The 19042-nt window shown below is 72.8% G+C and carries 11 protein-coding genes; 9 read left to right on the top strand and 2 right to left on the bottom strand.

Going from position 1 to position 19042, the window contains the following annotated elements; translation table 11 throughout:
- The first annotated feature begins 270 nt into the window (after positions 1-270).
- The 3 genes from AB0F04_RS29785 to AB0F04_RS29775 all read left to right on the top strand — a co-directional run bounded on the left by AB0F04_RS29785 (position 271) and on the right by AB0F04_RS29775 (position 3747).
- The gene (locus AB0F04_RS29785) at positions 271-858 is read left to right on the top strand and encodes a sigma-70 family RNA polymerase sigma factor (protein ID WP_362046933.1); all 588 of its coding nucleotides are present in this window, start codon (positions 271-273) and stop codon (positions 856-858) included.
- A 153-nt stretch (positions 859-1011) separates the two neighbouring features.
- Positions 1012-2517, top strand: a complete 1506-nt coding sequence (guaB, locus tag AB0F04_RS29780; RefSeq protein ID WP_362046930.1) for an IMP dehydrogenase — start codon at positions 1012-1014, stop codon at positions 2515-2517.
- Between the two features lie 105 nt (positions 2518-2622).
- Entirely contained in the window at positions 2623-3747 is a 1125-nt protein-coding gene (locus AB0F04_RS29775; protein WP_033311552.1) for a GuaB3 family IMP dehydrogenase-related protein, read from the top strand.
- 645 nt (positions 3748-4392) lie between these two features.
- On the opposite strand, the gene AB0F04_RS29770 is transcribed toward AB0F04_RS29775, so the two are convergent.
- On the bottom strand, positions 4393-5601 hold the full coding sequence (locus AB0F04_RS29770; protein WP_362046927.1) for a nucleotide sugar dehydrogenase: 1209 nt from the start codon (positions 5599-5601) through the stop codon (positions 4393-4395).
- Positions 5602-5870: 269 nt separating this feature from the next.
- Between AB0F04_RS29770 and AB0F04_RS29765 the strand changes: the two genes are divergently transcribed.
- Positions 5871-7577, top strand: a complete 1707-nt coding sequence (locus tag AB0F04_RS29765; protein WP_362046924.1) for a glycerol-3-phosphate dehydrogenase/oxidase — start codon at positions 5871-5873, stop codon at positions 7575-7577.
- Positions 7578-7766: 189 nt separating this feature from the next.
- Here AB0F04_RS29765 and AB0F04_RS29760 read toward each other — a convergent pair whose 3' ends face one another.
- Positions 7767-8810 (bottom strand): serine hydrolase domain-containing protein, encoded by a 1044-nt coding sequence (locus AB0F04_RS29760; RefSeq protein WP_362046921.1) that lies wholly within the window; start codon positions 8808-8810, stop codon positions 7767-7769.
- Between the two features lie 171 nt (positions 8811-8981).
- Between AB0F04_RS29760 and AB0F04_RS29755 the strand changes: the two genes are divergently transcribed.
- The 5 genes from AB0F04_RS29755 (at position 8982) to AB0F04_RS29735 (ending at position 18990) form a co-directional block, all read left to right on the top strand.
- A complete protein-coding gene (locus AB0F04_RS29755) occupies positions 8982-11078 on the top strand; it encodes a serine/threonine-protein kinase (RefSeq protein WP_362046919.1) in 2097 nt (698 codons plus the stop codon).
- A gap of 153 nt (positions 11079-11231) precedes the next feature.
- Positions 11232-13715, top strand: coding sequence for a protein kinase (locus AB0F04_RS29750; RefSeq protein WP_362046916.1), 2484 nt, complete (start codon positions 11232-11234; stop codon positions 13713-13715).
- A 167-nt stretch (positions 13716-13882) separates the two neighbouring features.
- Positions 13883-15607, top strand: a complete 1725-nt coding sequence (locus tag AB0F04_RS29745) for a serine/threonine-protein kinase (protein WP_362047190.1) — start codon at positions 13883-13885, stop codon at positions 15605-15607.
- Positions 15608-15676: 69 nt separating this feature from the next.
- A complete protein-coding gene (locus AB0F04_RS29740; protein WP_362046913.1) occupies positions 15677-16849 on the top strand; it encodes a serine/threonine-protein kinase in 1173 nt (390 codons plus the stop codon).
- A gap of 185 nt (positions 16850-17034) precedes the next feature.
- A complete protein-coding gene (locus AB0F04_RS29735; RefSeq protein ID WP_362046910.1) occupies positions 17035-18990 on the top strand; it encodes a protein kinase in 1956 nt (651 codons plus the stop codon).
- Positions 18991-19042 lie beyond the last annotated feature (52 nt).

Here is a 19042-nt window from a genome sequence, read left to right as displayed (position 1 = left end):
CGCGATGATCCGAACGGCAGGCCCCAGCGGTCGTGGTGAGAGCACGGAACGCCAGGTGGGCACGGGTGGGCCGGGGGCCCACAGGGTGCCCGCTGCTCGTTTCGCCGCGGATGCCGCATCCTTGAGGGTGTGGAGTTCCTCGGGGACGAGTCGGTCGAGCGGAAGGGGAGGGCGCAGGGGATGAGTGCCGGCGCACCTGCTCATAACGCTTCGGTGCACAACAACGGGCGCGGTGCCGCGGACCCGGCGGCCGCAAGGCACCATGGACCGATGCGCGACGACGAGGCGGCCCCTGCCCAGGGCGCGATCGGTGCGCTCGTCCACCGCGCCGTCGACGGGGACGAGCAGGCCACGCACGACCTGCTCGCCCATGTCCACCCCTTGGCCCTGCGCTACTGCCGCACCCGTCTGTCCCGTCTCCCGGGCGACGCCCGGCACTTCGTGGAGGACCTCGCGCAGGAGGTCTGCGTGGCGGTGCTCCTCGCGCTGCCCCGCTACCGGGACACCGGCCGCCCCTTCGAGGCGTTCGTCTTCGCCATCGCCGCCCACAAGGTCGCCGACCTGCAGCGCGCGGCGATGCGCCACCCCGGTTCGACGGCCGTCCCCTCCGACGAGATGCCCGAGCGGCCGGACGACTCCCTGGGCCCGGAGGAGCGCGCCCTGCTCAGCAGCGACGCGGAATGGGCCAAGAAACTGCTGGCCAACCTCCCGGAGAACCAGCGGGAGCTGCTGCTGCTGCGCGTCGCGGTGGGGCTCACGGCCGAGGAGACCGGCCAGATGTTGGGAATGTCACCCGGCGCGGTCCGGGTGGCTCAGCACAGGGCGCTGAGCCGACTGCGGGCGCTGGCCGAGCAGTAGCCCTGCGGGAACAGACCCTCAGTTGAACAGGCGGTACGCCGCTTCCGTACGAACATACGAAGCCCGGAGCCGACCGGAACCGTGGAATGAGACAGCCACGCTTCCCGTTAGCATGGACATCCGCACCGATCAAGGCCATTTGGGGAAGGTGTCATGACTGCCAACGTCGACGGAGTGCCCGGAAAATTCGCGACACTCGGGCTGACCTACGACGACGTGCTGCTGCTGCCGGGTGCATCCGAGGTGCTCCCCAACGCGGTCGACACCTCGTCCCGCATCTCCCGCAACGTCCGGGTGAACATCCCGCTCCTCTCGGCGGCGATGGACAAGGTGACCGAGTCGCGCATGGCGATCGCGATGGCCCGCCAGGGCGGCGTCGGCGTGCTGCACCGCAACCTCTCCGTCGAGGACCAGGTCAACCAGGTCGACCTGGTCAAGCGGTCCGAGTCCGGCATGGTCACCGACCCGATCACGGTGCACCCCGACGCCACGCTCGCCGAGGCGGACGCCCTGTGCGCCAAGTTCCGCATCAGCGGCGTCCCGGTCACCGACGGCAACAAGAAGCTGCTCGGCATCGTCACCAACCGCGACATGGCCTTCGAGTCGGACCGCACGCGTCAGGTGCGCGAGGTCATGACCCCGATGCCGCTGGTCACCGGCAAGGTCGGCATCTCCGGCGCGGACGCCATGGAGCTGCTGCGCCGCCACAAGATCGAGAAGCTTCCCCTGGTCGACGACGCGGGTGTCCTCAAGGGCCTCATCACGGTCAAGGACTTCGTCAAGGCCGAGCAGTACCCCAACGCGGCGAAGGACTCCGAGGGCCGGCTGCTCGTGGGCGCGGCCGTGGGCGCCAGCCCCGAGGCCCTGGAGCGTGCCCAGGCGCTGGCCGGTGCCGGTGTGGACTTCCTGGTCGTCGACACCTCGCACGGCCACAACAGCAACGCCCTCAGCTGGATGGCGAAGATCAAGTCGAGCGTCGGCGTCGACGTGATCGGCGGCAACGTCGCCACGCGTGACGGCGCCCAGGCGCTGATCGACGCCGGTGTGGACGGCATCAAGGTGGGCGTGGGCCCCGGCTCGATCTGCACCACGCGTGTGGTCGCGGGCATCGGTGTCCCGCAGGTCACCGCGATCTACGAGGCGTCCCTCGCGGCCCGTCCGGCAGGCATCCCGCTGATCGGCGACGGCGGTCTGCAGTACTCCGGCGACATCGGCAAGGCCCTGGCCGCCGGCGCCGACACCGTCATGCTGGGCAGTCTCCTCGCAGGCTGTGAGGAGTCCCCGGGCGAGCTGCAGTTCATCAACGGCAAGCAGTTCAAGTCGTACCGCGGCATGGGCTCGCTCGGCGCGATGCAGTCCCGCGGCCAGGCCAGGTCGTACTCCAAGGACCGCTACTTCCAGGCCGAGGTCGGCTCCGACGACAAGCTCGTGCCCGAGGGCATCGAGGGCCAGGTGCCCTACCGCGGCCCGCTGGCCAACGTCCTGCACCAGCTCGTCGGCGGCCTGCGCCAGACCATGGGCTACGTGGGCGCCGCCTCGATCGACGAGATGGAGACCAAGGGCCGCTTCGTCCGGATCACCTCCGCGGGCCTCAAGGAGAGCCACCCGCACGACATCCAGATGACGGTCGAGGCGCCGAACTACAGCCGCAGCAAGTAGCGGCCCGGCCTTCCGAGGGCGGCTCCGGGGCATCCGGGGCCGCCCTCGTCGTGCCCGTCGGCGATACTGGAAGACGCTGCAACGCATCAGGGAAAGGCCACAGACGTGACTGAGATCGAGATCGGGCGCGGCAAGCGCGGCCGCCGGGCGTACGCCTTCGACGACATCGCCGTCGTCCCCAGCCGCCGTACGCGGGACCCGAAGGAGGTCTCCATCGCCTGGCAGATCGACGCCTACCGCTTCGAGCTGCCCTTCCTGGCCGCCCCCATGGACTCGGTCGTCTCCCCGGCCACCGCGATCCGCATCGGTGAGCTCGGCGGCCTCGGCGTGCTGAACCTCGAAGGCCTGTGGACGCGCTACGAGGACCCGCAGCCGCTGCTCGACGAGATCACCGGTCTGGACGCGGAGACCGCGACCCGCCGTCTGCAGGAGATCTACGCGGCCCCCATCAAGGAGGAGCTGATCGGGCAGCGCATCAAGGAGGTGCGCGACTCCGGCGTCGTCACCGCCGCCGCGCTCTCCCCGCAGCGCACCGCCCAGTTCTCCAAGGCCGTCGTGGACGCGGGCGTGGACATCTTCGTCATCCGCGGTACGACGGTCTCGGCGGAGCACGTCTCCGGCGCGCACGAGCCGCTGAACCTGAAGCAGTTCATCTACGAGCTGGACGTCCCGGTGATCGTCGGCGGCTGCGCTACATACACGGCGGCCCTGCACCTGATGCGTACCGGCGCGGCGGGCGTCCTCGTCGGCTTCGGCGGCGGTGCGGCGCACACCACGCGCAACGTGCTCGGCATCCAGGTCCCCATGGCGACGGCGGTCGCCGACGTCGCCGCGGCGCGCCGCGACTACATGGACGAGTCGGGCGGCCGGTACGTGCACGTGATCGCGGACGGCGGTGTCGGCTGGTCCGGCGACCTGCCCAAGGCGATCGCCTGCGGCGCGGACTCGGTGATGATGGGTTCCCCGCTGGCCCGCGCGACCGACGGCCCGGGCAAGGGCCACCACTGGGGCATGGAGGCCGTGAACGAGGAGCTGCCGCGCGGCAAGAAGGTCGCCCTCGGCACGGTCGGCACCCTGGAGGAGATCCTCACGGGCCCGTCCCACACCCCCGACGGCTCGATGAACCTCTTCGGCGCCCTGCGCCGCGCCATGTCCACGACCGGCTACAGCGAGCTCAAGGAGTTCCAGCGCGTCGAGGTGACGGTGGCGGACTCACAGCACCGGCGGTAGTCCGCTCCGGCTGAGAAGGGCCTGGTCACTCGGGGAGTGGCCGGGCCCTTTTGCATGCCCAAGTGGCTGTGACGGGGCGCGTGTTGGCGGTGGGGGGCGCACGGGTGCCTTCGGGCCGTTTCTACCCGTGGAGGGGGGTTTCGAGGGGCTGGTGTCCGTGATCGGCGCCCCGGTTCTTCTGGGAGCCCCCTTCCAAGGACACGGTCCGGACCCCGCCCTCGGGGCCCGGCCCGAATTCCGACGAGCCGCCTACCGGGTCAATGGGCGGCGTCGTGGAAGGGGGCGCCCATGGGACGTCACCGCAAGCCCACCCGCTGGGACCGACTCCGTCTTCGGACGGCGCAGTGCCGGAGGAGGTGGATCTTGCGGATTTTCGGATGGTGAGCGGCCGCCCCCAAGAGGAATAGGGGCGGACACTCCGTGATCCATCCAGGAGCCTGCCGCAGTGACCGCTGCGGTGGGCTCCACCTTGTTTCGGATGGTGAGCGTCCGCCCCCATGAGAACTAGGGGCGGACACTCCGTGATCCATCCAGGAGCCTGCCGCAGTGACCGCTGCGGTGGGCTCCGCCTGTGTCCGTAAGGTACCCGCGCCGCGTGCCTCATGCCACCAGTTGCCTGGGCTCACGCACCCCGCGCGCCCCCCTTCACAACCGATGCGCCGCCCCCATGGGCGCCGCCCCGCGCGTGTCGAGCAGGAGCTGGGCCTTCACCGACAGGCCCTGGAGGTCGTACGTGCGGTGCTGCTGGAGGAGGATGGTCAGGTCCGCGTCGGCTGCTGCCTCGTAGAGGGCGTCCGCGCGGGGGACCGGGTGGTCGAGGACGCTCCAGGACGGGACGTAGGGGTCGTGGTAGCTGACGGCCGCGCCCAGTTCCCTCAGCCGCAGGGCGATCTCGCGGGCCGGAGTGCCCTGGAGGTCGGCGAGGTCGGGCTTGTAGGTGACGCCGAGGAGGAGCACGCGGGCGCCCCGGGCCGACTTGCCGTGTTCGTTGAGGAGCGTGGCGGCGCGCTGGACGACGTAGCCCGGCATGCGGTCGTTGACCTGCCGGGCCAGTTCCACCATGCGCAGTCCGCGGCCGCCGGGAGCGGTCATGTCCTGGGGGACGGAGTGGCCGCCCACGCCGGGGCCCGGGCGGAAGGCCTGGAAGCCGAACGGCTTGGTCTCGGCGCAGCGGACGACGTCCCAGAGGTCGACACCCAGGTCGTTGCAGAGGACGGCCATCTCGTTCACCAGGGCGATGTTCACGTGCCGGTAGTTGGTCTCCAGCAGGTACACGGTCTCCGCCTCGCGCAGTCCACGCGCGCGTACCACCTTGTCGGTCAGCCGTCCGTAGAAGGCGGCGGCCGACTCGGTGCAGGCCGGGGTGAGGCCGCCGATGACCTTGGGTGTCGTGGCGGGCGTGACGTCGCGGTTGCCGGGGTCGACGCGGCTGGGGGAGTACGCGAGGTGGAAGTCGCGGCCCGCGCGCAGACCGGAGCCCTCTTCGAGCAGCGGCCGCAGGAAGGTCTCCGTCGTCCCCGGGTACACCGGTGACTCCAGGATCACCGTGGTGTGCGGGCGCAGGTGGCCGGCCAGGGTGCGGGCGGCCGTTTCCAGCTGGCTCAGGTCCGGCCCGCCGTCCGCATCGGGCGGGGTCGGCGCGCAGATGACCGCGGTGCGCACCCGGCCGAGCTCGGCCGGGTCGGTGGCCGGCCGGAAGCCCCCCGAGAGCATCCGGCGCAGCTCGGCGGGGCTGAGCGAGCCCGCCTCGGGTCCGGTCCGGTAGCCGAGGGTGGCGATGCCGGCGGCGACGGCGGCCTGGGCCAGGGGCAGGCCGTACGGTCCGAGTCCGATGACGGCGAGGTCTGCGGGCATGGCGGCCGTCCTTCCCGATAGCCGAAGTGGGACAGGTACGCAAGCCCTGTGGACAGGACGGGCGAGCGCAATGTCAGACTAGGAGTAAATATGACCGATATGCGGGATTGTCCGGCCGAGTTTCGGTGAGTGTTCCGTGAGCGTTGTCCACAGGCTCCGGGCCCGTGGTGGCTGAAGTCGGGCAACCCGGTCAGAATCTGGGCAGGGGGATACGGACGGGGCCACGCCCGACGGGTGCGGCCGGTGCGACCGATGAGCGGGAGGCAGCGGTGAGGACAGCGACACTCGGACCGGCGCAGCGCGCCGAGTCACTCGCATCCATGGCCGAGCGCGAGCTGGACGTGCTCGTCGTGGGTGCAGGCGTGGTGGGTGCGGGCACCGCGCTCGACGCGGTGACCCGGGGCTTGTCCACAGGTCTGGTCGAGGCGCGTGACTGGGCGTCCGGCACCTCCAGCCGGTCCAGCAAGCTCATCCACGGCGGCCTGCGCTATCTGGAGATGCTCGACTTCGCGCTCGTCCGCGAGGCGCTGAAGGAACGCGGCCTGCTGCTGGAGCGGCTCGCCCCGCACCTGGTGAAGCCCGTGCCGTTCCTCTACCCCCTGCAGCACAAGGGCTGGGAGCGGCTCTACGCCGGTTCGGGCGTCGCCATGTACGACGCGATGTCCATGGCCAAGGGGCACGGCCGGGGACTTCCGATGCACCGCCACCTGACGCGCACTCACGCCCTGCGCGTGGCCCCCTGCTTGAAGAAGGACGCGCTGGTCGGGGCGCTGCAGTACTACGACGCGCAGATGGACGACGCCCGGTACGTGACGAACCTGGTGCGTACGGCCGTGGCGTACGGGGCGAAGGCGGCCAACCGCGCGCGGGTGACGGGCTTCCTGCGCGAGGGCGAACGGGTCGTCGGCGCGAGGGTGCAGGACGTCGAAGGGGGCGGCGAGTACGAGATCCGCGCCAAGCAGGTCGTCAACGCCACCGGCGTCTGGACGGACGACACCCAGGCGATGGTCGGTGAGCGGGGCCAGTTCCACGTGCGGGCGTCCAAGGGCATCCACCTGGTCGTGCCGCGCGACCGGATCCACTCCACGACCGGGCTGATCCTGCGCACGGAGAAGTCCGTGCTGTTCGTCATCCCCTGGGGCCGGCACTGGATCGTCGGCACCACGGACACCGACTGGGACCTCGACAAGGCCCACCCGGCCGCGTCCAGCGCGGACATCGACTACCTGCTGGAACATGTGAACTCGGTGCTGGCGATACCGCTCACCAGGGACGACGTCCAGGGCGTGTACGCGGGCCTGCGGCCGCTGCTCGCGGGCGAGTCGGACGCCACCAGCAAGTTGTCGCGCGAGCACACCGTGGCGCATCCGGTGCCGGGGCTGGTCGTCGTGGCGGGCGGCAAGTACACGACGTACCGGGTCATGGCCAAGGACGCGGTGGACGCGGCGGTGCACGGGCTCGACATGCGCGTCGCCGACTGCGTCACGGAGGACGTGCCGCTGCTGGGCGCCGAGGGCTACCGGGCACTGTGGAACGCGCGGGCGCGGATCGCCGCCCGGACCGGACTGCACGTGGTGCGGGTCGAGCACCTGCTGAACCGCTACGGGACGATGACCGAGGAACTGCTCCAGCTCATCGCCGAGGATCCGACGCTGGGCGAGCCCCTGGCCGCCGCCGACGACTATCTGCGCGCCGAGATCGTGTACGCGGCCTCCCACGAGGGGGCGCGGCACCTGGACGACGTGCTGACCCGGCGTACGCGCATCTCGATCGAGACCTTCGACCGGGGTGCCCGCAGCGCACGTGACGCCGCCGAGCTGATGGCGCCCGTGCTCGGCTGGGACGAGGGTCAGATCGAGCGCGAGGTCGAGCACTACCAGAAGCGGGTGGAGGCCGAGCGGGAGTCGCAGCGGCAGCCGGACGACCTGACGGCGGACGCGGCGCGACTGGGGGCGCCGGACATCGTGCCGTTGTGATGCTGCGGGTGCGGTCGGGCCGTGCCCGGTGCGCGGGCGGGAGCGCGCCCAGCCGTGCCGGGTGCGGTCGGGCCGTTCCGGGTGCGGCCGGGCCGTGCCGGAGGGGGCCGGTCCGCGGTCTGCCGGGTCTGCCGGGTGTCACCCGAACGAGTGTCGGGAAGCGGGATCTTCGTTCGGGACCCGGTCGTTCTACGAGGTGCGGGGGCAGAACTCGGCCGCGAGCAGCGCGCGTTCGAGACCGGGATCGGCTATCGCGTCCGTGTTCACGCGGAAGGTGAGGACACGCCGGCCGTCGACGGTGGCCGCGGTGCGCACGTAGCTGCCGGATATGTGCCCGTTGTGTCCCCACACCGTCGTGCCGCACGGAAGCTTGTCGGGGAAGAGGCCCATGCCGTACGCGCCGTGTGCGGCACGGGTGTCGAGCATCTCGCGCAGCCGGTGCGGGGGCAGCAGCCGACCGCCGAGCAGGGCTCCGTAGAAGCGGTCGAGGTCGGCGAGCGTGGTCACCAACTCGCCCGCGGCTCCGGCCACCCGCGGGTCGAGTTCGGTGACGTCGGTTCCGTCGGCGGCGTAGGCGTGGCCGTGCGGTGAGGGCAGCCGAGAGCGGGATCCGGGGAAGGAGGTGCCCGTCAGGTGCAGCGGGGTGAGGATGCGGCGCTCGGCCTCGGTGGCGTACGAGTGACCGGTGACCTGCTGTATGACCAGGCCGAGCAACACGTAGTTGGTGTTCGAGTAGGAGAAACGGCCGCGTTCGGCCGGAGGGTGGGTGAGAGCGAGGTTCAGGGCCTGACGAGGTGTGAGGGGTGCGATCCCGCCGGTGTCCCGGGTGAAGTCACGCAGGCCGCTGGTGTGGGTGAGCAGGGAGCGCAGGGTCAGCGCGCGGCCGTCGTTGCCGGCTCCCCGCACCAGGCCGGGCAGGTGCTGCTCCACCGTGTCGGACAGCGACAGCCGGTGTTCGGCGGCCAGTTGCAGCACGACCGTCGCGATGAACGTCTTCGTGATGCTTCCGGCGCGGAAGTGGTCCGACCGGGCGATTCCCGGACCGGCGGCGGCATAGCGGGCGGTGGTGCCCTCCTGGGCCAGCAGGGCCGCGGCCGGGGCCCTGCCCCGGGTCACCAGCTGGGGCAGGACCGCGTCCGTGGGCGGCATCGAGAGGGCCGACGAGTCGGCCGGGGGCAGACCGAACAGGGCGGCGGCCACCGGCAGGGCCAGCAATGTCCGAATCGGCGGCATACGGGCTCCTCCCTGGTCGGAGCCCATCATGCAAGGCGGCGCGGGGCCCGCCGCACCCGGGTTCCCGGGGGGTGGGGCCGCCGGTGCCCGCCAGGGGGCCCCTGGGCACCGGGCACTTGTCGGGTGAGAGACAATGGAGGCTCTGTCAGGGCGGGTTGTATGAGGGGACGCATGTCGGAGGCGGAGCGGGCGGGCACATCTCGTCAGGACACTCGTCAGGACAACAGGGAGCGTCTCCTCGCGGGGCGTTACCGGCTGGGCAAAGTGCTCGGCCGCGGCGGCATGGGCACGGTGTGGCGGGCCCAGGACGAGACCCTCGGGCGGACGGTCGCCGTCAAGGAGCTGAGGTTCCCGTCGAACATCGACGAGGAGGAGAAGCGGCGGCTGATCACCCGGACGCTGCGTGAGGCCAAGGCGATCGCGCGGATCCGCAACAACAGCGCCGTGACGGTCTTCGACGTGGTCCAGGAGGACGACCGGCCCTGGATCGTCATGGAACTCGTCGAGGGCAAGTCGCTCGCCGAGGTCATCCGGGAGGACGGTCTCCTCGAGCCGAAGCGTGCCGCGGAGGTCGGGCTCGCCGTCCTCGACGTGCTGCGGTCCGCCCACCGCGAGGGCATCCTGCACCGCGACGTGAAGCCGTCGAACGTGCTGATCGCCGAGGACGGCCGGGTCGTGCTCACCGACTTCGGCATCGCCCAGGTCGAGGGTGACCCGTCCATCACCTCGACCGGCATGCTCGTCGGCGCGCCCTCCTACATCTCCCCGGAGCGGGCGCGCGGGCACAAGCCGGGCCCGGCGGCCGACCTGTGGTCGCTCGGCGGGCTGCTGTACGCGGCGGTGGAGGGCGCGCCGCCGTACGACAAGGGGTCGGCCATAGCGACTCTGACGGCCGTGATGACGGAGCCGCTGGAGGAACCGAAGAACGCCGGTCCGCTGAAGGACGTCATCCACGGGCTGCTCACCAAGGACCCCGCGCAGCGGCTCGACGACGCGGGCGCCCGGGCGATGCTGAACTCGGTCCTGCACGCGCCGGCACCGGCCGAGCCGGAGCCGATGGACGCGACGAAGGTCGTGCCGCTGCCCGCGCAGCCGGACAGGTCCTCGCGCAAGGGGAGTTCGTCGGGTGCGGCGGGCAAGCGCGGCGAGGAGGCCGGGGAGCGGCTGCGCGGAGCACTGCGTTCCGTGCGCAAGGCCGCGGCGGGATCCGCGGCCGCGGGATCGGCGGCGGCTTCCGCCAAGTCGGCTTCCGCCAAGTCGGCGGAAGCCACATCGGCTTCAGCCGAGTCCGGTGCCGACGAAGCCGCCGCTGCGAAGGCGGCGGGTACGGCCTCCTCCCCGTCGGGCGGCGGCGCGGGGCGGGCCGGGGCCGCGGGTGCGTCCGTGGCGCAGTCGGGTCCGGCCGCGGGTGCCGCTGAGCGGAACGCGCCGGAGTCGAAGACGGCCTCCGCAGGGCGGAGTTCCGGGTGGCCCGTGGTGCCGCCGCCGGATCTGCCGCCGAGGCCGGTGCCCCGGGCGCCGCTCACCGACGTGGTGCCGCGGCGGACCTTGTTGATCATCGCGGTGGTCGTCGTGCTCGCCGTGATCGGCACCGTGCTCACCATCGTGTACAGCGGGGGCGACACGGGCTCGAAGGGGGCCTCCGGCGAGGGCGGCGGGAAGACCGTCGCCACGGCGGCGTCGAACAGCGCGGACACCAAGGACGACGAGAGCCACGGCACGGGCACGGACGGCACGGAGACCGAGGAGGTGCCGTCCGCGGCCGCCTCGGACAGCAAGCCGGACGGCCGGTCGAGCAATTCGTCGGACGAGGGCGGCTCCGGCGGTAAGGGCACCGCGGTGAAGTCGACTCACCAGGGCAAACAGGGGTACTCGATCGGTCTGCCGAAGGGCTGGAAGTACCAGTCGTCGGGTGCGGCGGGCGACCGCTTCACCGGGCCCGACGGACAGAAGCTGCTCATCGCCTGGACATCCACGCCCAAGGGCGACCCGGTGGCGGACTGGAAGAACCAGGAACGCTACATGGTGCGCGCGCAGTACAGGAAGATCCGCATAGAGAAGGTGGACTACCGCGGCTGGAACACGGCCGACTGGGAGTTCACCTACACCGAAGGAGGCACCCGGTACCGGACGATCGACCGGGGATTCGTGGTCGACGACCGGCAGGGGTACGCGCTGATGTACACGGCGAAGGCGTCCGACTGGGACGGCGCGCTGCGCAAGGAGACGTGGCGGACCCTGACGAAGACCTTCGAACCCAAGTCCTGAGCATGAGGCCCCGGGGGCTTGGGGAGTGAGATCTGGCATCCCCGTAATGCGGGTTGCCTGCGGCACGTATCGTAAATGTTTGCGGACCGTGCGCAGTCGGAGCGGACCGTGGGGCGAACGGATGTGACCGACCGGGCTGCCGGGGGAGGCAACGTGGACGACTACGCGGGTCGGGTGCTGGCCGACCGCTACCGCCTGCCGCTGCCGCCGTCCGACGAGTACGAACTCACCGAGACCCGCGCCTTCGACACCTACAGCGGACAGGAAGTCCTGGTCCGGCAGGTCCCGTTGCCCGAGGTCGTCGAGGCCGAAGTGCTCGACGCGGAGGGGCTGCCCGACGGTTTCACCGCCAGGGACGGCGGCGCGTGGCGGTCCGGTGCGCGGGGCGGCACCCGGCGGCCCACGGATCCGGTGGTGCGGCGCGCGGTGGAGGCGGCGCAGGCGGCCGCGGCCATTCCCGACCATCCCCGGCTCGACCAGGTCTTCGACGTGTTCGCCGAGGGCGGCTCGCTGTGGATCGTCAGTGAACTGGTGGCCGCGCGTCCGCTGGCGGCGCTGCTCGCCGAGAAGCCGCTGACGCCGTACCGGGCGGCCGAGGTGGCCTCCGACGTGCTGATGGCCCTTCGGGTGCTGCACGCGCACGGCTGGGTGCACCGGAACATCACCGCGCGGACGGTGCTGGTCTGCGACGACGGCCGCGTGATGCTGACCGGGCTGGCGGTGGGCGCCGCGGAGGAAGCCCTGTGCGGGTACGACCCGGTTCCGGAACAGCCCTTCGAGGAGTCCGGGCGAGGGCCGGGGCAGGACGGCGGCACCGGGCCCGCCCACGGCGCGGGTGGCACGAGTGATCCCGAGGCCGCGCGACGCGCTGCCATAGAGGCCAGGGAGGCCAGAGGGCTGCCCCCGGCAGGGGGTGACACGGCGGGCGGCGGCCGGGCGGTGCCCGTACGCGGGCCGGTGGCGGGCAGCGGGGATCCCCGGGCGGCGCGTGCCGGGGCGATCGCGGCCTACCGGGCGGGTGCCCGGGCCGCGGCACGGGTGCACGAGGTTCAGCAGGGCGGGCGGACGGCACTGCCCGGAGCCCGGACCGCCCCGGACGGTGACGCCGCGCCCCACGGCAACGGATCGTCACCGTCCCCCTACATCCCCGGGCAGGGCACTTCCCCCGGAGCCGTACCGCCGGGGCGGATCGCCGATCCCTACGGTGTGGGCGGCGGTCCGCGGACGACCGGGTGGCACGGTGCGACACCCCGTGGCACGACCGGTGACGCACCGGCGCCGCAGAGCGCGGAGCAGGCGGCGCTCCCGCAGGCCCCGGAGGCCGCCGCCCAGGGCGGGACCGCCCGGTGGGACGACCTGGTCGCCGACACCTCAGCCCCCCGGCGCGGTCCGGCCACGGCGCTGGCGGCCGAACGGGCGCGGCAGGCGCGGATGGCCGTGGTCGGGCCGGTGACCGAGCGCTGGGCGCCGGAGCAGGCCGGACCCGTGCACGAGAACTGGCAGTTGGCGGCGCCGATCGGTCCCGCGACCGACCTGTGGGCGCTCGGCGCGCTGCTCTTCAGGGCCGTGCAGGGGCATGCGCCCTACCCGGAGGAGTCGACGGCCGAGCTGGTGCAGATGGTGTGCGCGGAACCGCCCGCCTACGCCGAGGAGTGCGGGCCGCTGCGGCCGGTCGTGGAGTCGCTGCTGCGGCAGGACCCCACCGAGCGCCTCGACTTCGAGGAGGTGCGGGGCTGGCTGCGCTCGCTGGTGCGTTCGGCTCCCGAGCCGGAGGCCGGGGTGCACGTCGTCGCGGCGCCGCCCGTGGACGCCGGCCGGCTGCCCGTCGTACGGCGCCGTGGCGAGCTGGTGCGGCGGCGGAAGGCGGGGCTGCCCGCGCACCACGGGCGGCACAAACGGGCCAGGAAGGAGTCCGGTTCCCCGCATCGTCTCGGTCGCACCCTGCTCCTGCTGGTCCTGCTCGCGATGGCCGCGGCGATCGCCTACGCCATGCTGTTCATGCCCAAGTCGGACAGCGAGGGCGCGGACGGCACGGACCGTACCGGTGCCGCCGGTGAGGTGAGCCGGGCGCCCGAGCCGGACGCCAGCAGTGAGCCGCGGCCCGAGCAGACCTCACCCGAGCCGGAGAAGAGCCCCTCGTCGTCGGCCGGCACCACCGAGACGCAGACCACCGGACCCGACGTCGGCGACGGTTTCACCCTGCGCAAGGACCCGGCCGGTTTCCAGGTCGCCGTCGCCAAGGGCTGGGACCGCGCCGCGTTGGGCGGCAGCGGCCAGGTCGTCTACTCCAAGGGCGATTTCGAGCTCATCGTCGTACCGGGCCGGGACAGCGCGTCGGAGCACGGCCGTGATCCGATGGCCTACCAGCGGGAGAAGGAGCCGGAGTTGCAGCCGTACCGCGACTCCAGCTGGGCCACCTCCACCGGGCTGAAGACGATCGAGGTGGGCGGACGGACCATGGCCGAGGGTCAGTTCACCTGGACCGGCCGCGACGGGGGCGAGCTGTACGTACGCAACCTCGCGATGCTGGTCCAGGGGCGCTACCACGTGGTCCAGGTGCGCGGGCCGGAGTCCGACCGGGACGAGGTGACCCGGCTCTACGAGCAGGCGGCGGCGACGTACAAGGCGACGAAGTGAGCGTCCGGCGCGCCGCGTGTACGCCGCAGTTCACCCTCTGGTCGCCTCACGTCCCGGCAGGCGGCAACCGTCACAGTGCGGTCACCGTGGTACCCCGCTTGTTCCCTGGGTGAGGGCGGGTCCTTACGCTGACCCTGTCAAGACCATTGCGGGGCAACGTGAATCAGATGCAGGGCCTGCTCGTCGCGGGCCGCTACCGGCTGGCCGAATCCATCGGCAGTGGCGGCATGGGCCGGGTCTGGCGTGCGCATGACGAGGTGCTGCACCGGTCGGTCGCCATCAAGGAGCTGACCGCCGCCCTCTACGTCTCCGAGAGCGAGCAGGCGATCCTGCTGGCCCGTACCCGGGCGGAGGCCAGGGCCGCCGCACGGATCAACCACTCCGCGGTCGTCACGGTGCACGACGTGCTGGAGCACGACGGCCGCCCGTGGATCGTGATGGAGCTGGTCGAGGGCCGCTCCCTGGCCGACGCGGTCAAGGAGGAGGGGCGCATCGAGCCGCGCGAGGCCGCCCGCATCGGCCTCTGGGTGCTGCGGGCCCTGCGTGCCGCGCACACCGCCGGGGTCCTGCACCGCGACATCAAGCCGGGCAACGTCCTCCTCGCCCGGGACGGACGCGTGCTGCTGACGGACTTCGGCATCGCGCAGATCGAGGGCGACACGACCATCACGCGCACCGGAGAGGTCGTCGGCTCGGTCGACTACCTGGCGCCCGAGCGGGTGCGCGGCCACGACCCGGGCCCCTCCTCCGACCTGTGGGCGCTCGGGGCGACGCTGTACACGGCCGTGGAGGGCCGGTCGCCCTTCCGCCGCACCACCCCGCTGACCACCATGCAGGCCGTGGTCGAGGAGGAGGCCGCCGAGCTGCGGCACGCCGGTCCGCTCGCCCCCGTCATCACCGCCCTGCTGCGCAAGGACCCGGCCACCCGGCCCGAGGTGTCCGAGGCCGAGCACATGCTCGCCGAGGCGGCGGAGGGCCGGCGGCCGAACGGGGCGCAGGCGTACGTACCGACGCAGTACGCGGGGACGACGCCGTACCGGGACCACCACAGCGGAACGGGCACGGGGACGGCCACCACCGGCACGGCCACCGGCACGTCCGGCACCGGCCCGGTCGGCACCGGCTCGGGGTCGCACACCGGGACGCCGCTCCCGCCCCTGGCCGGCAACCCCGCCACCGGGACGTCCACGACCGGTGCTCCGCCCTACGGCCCGACCGCGGCCGGCACGACGACGGCGGGGCCGCAGCCGGCCGGCTCGGGCAGGCGCCGCCGGCTGCGCACCCTCGCCCTGGTGGTCGCGCTCGCCGCCATCATCGGCGGGGGCACGGCCGTGGTGCTCCAGCAGTGGAACGGAACCTCCCAGGGCGACGGATCCGGCTCGACGCCGTCCACGAGCACGCAGGCGGCCGGCGGATCGGTTCCGGACAGCTGGATCCGCTACGACGATCCCGTGGGGTTCAGCCTTTCCCTGCCCAAGGGCTGGAAGCGCAAGCCCTTCGGCCCCCAGGGCGAGCTCAAGCAGATCGACTACTCGCCGGACGGCGGCCGCCACCTCGTCCGCGTCGCCATCGACACGTCACCGGACTTCGCCGACGCCGGGGCCCACCAGGAGGACCTCGAGCAGGAACTCCAGAGGCTGGTCGACTACAAGCGGGTGACCATGGAGGACAACACCTACCGGGACCGCAAGGGCTCGCTGTGGGAGTACACCTGGACGGCGCTGGCCAAGGACCCGCCCTACGTCGCCGGACCGCGCCACGCGATCGAGGAGACCTACTTCTCGCGGGACGGCGTCGAGTACGCGATCTACATGTCCTCGCCGGAGGAGGACTGGGCGCAGACGAGCCGGCAGTTCAAGTGGGTACTGCAGGGGTGGCAACAGCCCCGGTAGGCACACCGCCGTGCCGGGCGGCGACCGGATTTCGCGGGCCTTGTCGCCGTCTGCGGCATGATGGGGCGCATGGGGACCGAGGGAGCCGACTTCCGTGTGGTCGCGGGGCGTTATCGCCTGGAGGCAAGGCTCGGTCGCGGCGGCATGGGAGTGGTCTGGCGGGCGACCGACCAGCTCCTCGGCCGGAGCGTGGCCGTCAAGGAACTCCCCTACGACGAGACGCTCTCCGCGGTCCAAGCGCGCCGGCAGCGGGACCGCACGCTGCGCGAGGCCCGGGCCGTCGCCCAGTTGAGCCACCCGCACATCATCGTCGTCCACGACGTCGTCGAGGACGGTGCACGTCCCTACATCGTCATGGAGCTGATCGAGGGCGGCTCGCTCGCCGACCGGCTCGCCCACCAGGGCCCCGTCGACGCCGTCGAAGCGGCCCGCATCGGCATCGCCCTGCTCGGCGCACTGCGCGCCGCGCACGCGGCCGGGGTGCTGCACCGCGACCTCAAGCCGGACAACGTGCTGCTGGAGACCGGCACCGACCGCGTCGTCCTCACCGACTTCGGTATCGCCCAGGTCGCGGGCGCCCCTACGCTCACCGAGAACGGGGCCTTCGTCGGCTCGCCCGAGTACACCGCGCCGGAGCGGATGTCGGGGGTCAGGACCGGGCCCGAGTCCGATCTGTGGTCGCTGGGCGTGCTGCTGTGCGCGGCCCTCAGCGGCGCATCGCCGTTCCACCGCGACTCGCTGGGCGGCATTCTGCACGCCGTCGTCGTGGGTGACATCCAGCCGCCCGCCCAGGCCGGACCGCTCCTGCCCGTCGTACGCGGTCTGCTGGAGCGCGACCCGGACCGGCGGCTGGACGCGGACCGGGCGGAGCGGATGCTCCGGGCCTTCCGTGACACGGGCCGCACGCCGCCGATGCCGCCACCCGCGTACGCGCCGACGGTGGCGGCCGCACCGCGGAGCCGACCGCAGGACTCCGCCGTCCGGCAACCGCCCATGCCGCCGGTGGAGCCGCGCGGTCCGCACCGGCCCGAGGAACCCTTCCTCCGGCAGCCCGCACGCCGCGCCCTCATCGCGGCGCTGCTGGTCGCTGCGATGGCGGGAGCCGGGGTGTCCGCGGCGGCGCTGCTCAGGGACGGGAGCGACGGGGACGTCGGCCCCACGCCGACGCGTACCGCACCGGCCACGCCGAAGACTCCGGCGACCCGGCAGGCCTCCCCGAGCGCGTCCGCCTCCACGCCCTGACCGCCGCAGCCCGTACCGCCTCGCAGACAGAGAAGAAGCCCACGCCGACGTACCGGCCGAGGACGTCAGGTGGCGAGCGCGGCGGTCGCGAACCCGGTCATCGGCACGACCTGATCCCGTCGCCCCAACACCCCCGGAAACGGCCCGCGTCGACAGATCAGCGTCCCGCGGGGTACTGATGGGGCATGAGCAACGACGGGGGCGCGACGGACGACGCCCGGGGCCGGACGGTCGGCGGGCGGTACCGGCTGATCGAGCGCATCGGCTCCGGCGGCACGGGCACCGTCTGGCGGGCCCTCGACGAACTCGAGCAGCGTGAAGTGGCCGTCAGACAGCCCCGGTTGCCGGGCGGCCCGGAGGACGAGAGCCACCGGCGGGCGGCCCACCGGCTGCACCGCGAGGCCCGGGCCGCCGCCCGCGTCGACCATCCCGCCGCCGTCACCATCCACGACGTGGTCGTCGAGCCGGAGCAGCGGGACGCCCGCCCGGGCCCCGTCGGCCCCGACGAGCTCGACGCGGCCGAGGCGCTCGACGGACTGCCGTGGATCGTCATGGAGCTGGTCGGCGGTGAGTCCCTGCGTGAGAGGCTCCGGCGCGGCCCGGTCGACGTGCCCGAAGCCGCCCGGATCGGCCTCGCCGTCCTCGGCGCGCTGCGCGCCGCGCACTCCGTCGGCATCGTGCACCGGGACGTGAAGCCCGCCAACGTGCTGCTGGGTCCGGACCGGCGCGTCGTCGTCACCGACTTCGGCATCGGCCACGGGCAGAGCGAGGATTCCGGCACGGGGGGCGAGGGATCCCGCAGGGGGAGCGGGGATTACCGCACGGAGGGCGAGGACTCCCGCACGGGGAGCGGGGATTCCAGCACGGGGGACGAGGATTCCCGCAGGGGGAGCGGGGTTTCCTGCACGGGGGACGAGGATTCCAGCACGGAGAGCGGGGATTCCCGCACGGAGGGCGAGGACTCCCGCACGGAAGGAGGGGAGTTCGCCGGCTCGGCGGAGTTCGTCGCGCCCGAGCGGATGTCGGGCCGTATGGCGGGGCCCGCCTCCGACCTGTGGTCCCTGGGAGCCTTGCTGTACGCCGCCGTCGAGGGCTCCTCCCCCTTCCTGCGGACCACGCCGGAGGCCACGCTCGCCGCGGTCCTCGCCGCCGAACCGCCCGAACCGACGCGCGCCGGACCCCTCGGGCCGCTGATCGCCCGACTGCTGGTGCCGGAGCCCGAACAGCGGCCGGAGGCGGAGGAGGTCGCGAAGGCTCTGATGGCGGTGGCCGGACCGGCACGGACCGAGGCACCCCGGGCGGCCGAGCACACAGGCCACCCCGCCGACCGGGCCGCACGACGGCCCGCGCCGGGGCGTGCCGCCCCCCTCGTTTCGGTGCCCGCCGCAGGCTCCGGCCCGCTCACTCCGGTACAGGCCGCAGAATCCGGTCCGGTGCCCGCCGGTGTGGGGCCGGGGGCGGACGCGGCTGCGGGCACCGGGCCGGACGCCGCGCAGCAGCACGACTCCATACCCCTCGCGCAGCAGCACCCCCACCCGCCGGCGCGGCAGGACCCCCTGCCCCCCAAGCGCCAGAGCCTCCTGCGCCCCGGCCCCCTCGCCCTGCTCTCCGCGCTGCTCGCCGGTGGCGCCGGGGCCGTCACCCAACTCGCCGACACACCCAGCGCGGAGAGTGCCGGGCAGGCCGCCGACGTGACCGACGCCTGGACCCCGCACGCCGAGCCGGACATGGCGGCCGTCCTCCACCTCCCCGGCCACTACCGCCTCCTCGGCCGGACCGGCAGCGCGGCCGACCAGCCCCGCACGGCCCTCTACGGCGACACGGGGACCGGCGCGATCCAGGTCCGCCTGCTCGTCTGGGAGAAGGCCCCGGCCACACCGATGGAGCAGGCCAGAGCGCACGACTCCGGCGGGCGGACCCGGTACGCCCGCACCAGCGTCCAGGGCCACGAAGCCGCCCTCGCCGACACCACGTACCGTCGGGGCGAGACCCCCAGGCGGGTCATGAGGATGGTCGTCCGCACCGACGACGACCGCATGTACGAGCTGCGCGTCGACATGCCCAGGGGCACACCGCAGGAGAAGGAGGGCACTTCGGTGTTCGAGGAGGCCCGGGAACGGCTCGGGATCGTAAAAGGCTGAAATACCCCGGCGGTCACCGCTCGACGTCCTGATCAGCGCATTTGTTGCCAGC

Origin of the sequence: Streptomyces sp. NPDC029041 (assembly GCF_040637515.1) — a bacterium.
GTDB lineage: Bacteria > Actinomycetota > Actinomycetes > Streptomycetales > Streptomycetaceae > Streptomyces.
The sequence above is the reverse complement of the archived record's forward strand: the minus strand, read 5'-3'. Positions and strand labels throughout refer to the sequence as shown.

Bases quoted from the DNA above. Each gene is read 5' to 3' on its own strand.
- AB0F04_RS29755 (WP_362046919.1), top strand. From the start codon at position 8,982: ATGTCGGAGGCGGAGCGGGCGGGCACATCTCGTCAGGACACTCGTCAG.
- guaB (WP_362046930.1), top strand. From the start codon at position 1,012: ATGACTGCCAACGTCGACGGAGTGCCCGGAAAATTCGCGACACTCGGG.
- AB0F04_RS29745 (WP_362047190.1), top strand. From the start codon at position 13,883: ATGCAGGGCCTGCTCGTCGCGGGCCGCTACCGGCTGGCCGAATCCATC.
- AB0F04_RS29770 (WP_362046927.1), bottom strand. From the start codon at position 5,601: ATGCCCGCAGACCTCGCCGTCATCGGACTCGGACCGTACGGCCTGCCC.
- AB0F04_RS29785 (WP_362046933.1), top strand. From the start codon at position 271: ATGCGCGACGACGAGGCGGCCCCTGCCCAGGGCGCGATCGGTGCGCTC.
- AB0F04_RS29760 (WP_362046921.1), bottom strand. From the start codon at position 8,810: ATGCCGCCGATTCGGACATTGCTGGCCCTGCCGGTGGCCGCCGCCCTG.
- AB0F04_RS29740 (WP_362046913.1), top strand. From the start codon at position 15,677: ATGGGGACCGAGGGAGCCGACTTCCGTGTGGTCGCGGGGCGTTATCGC.
- AB0F04_RS29735 (WP_362046910.1), top strand. From the start codon at position 17,035: ATGAGCAACGACGGGGGCGCGACGGACGACGCCCGGGGCCGGACGGTC.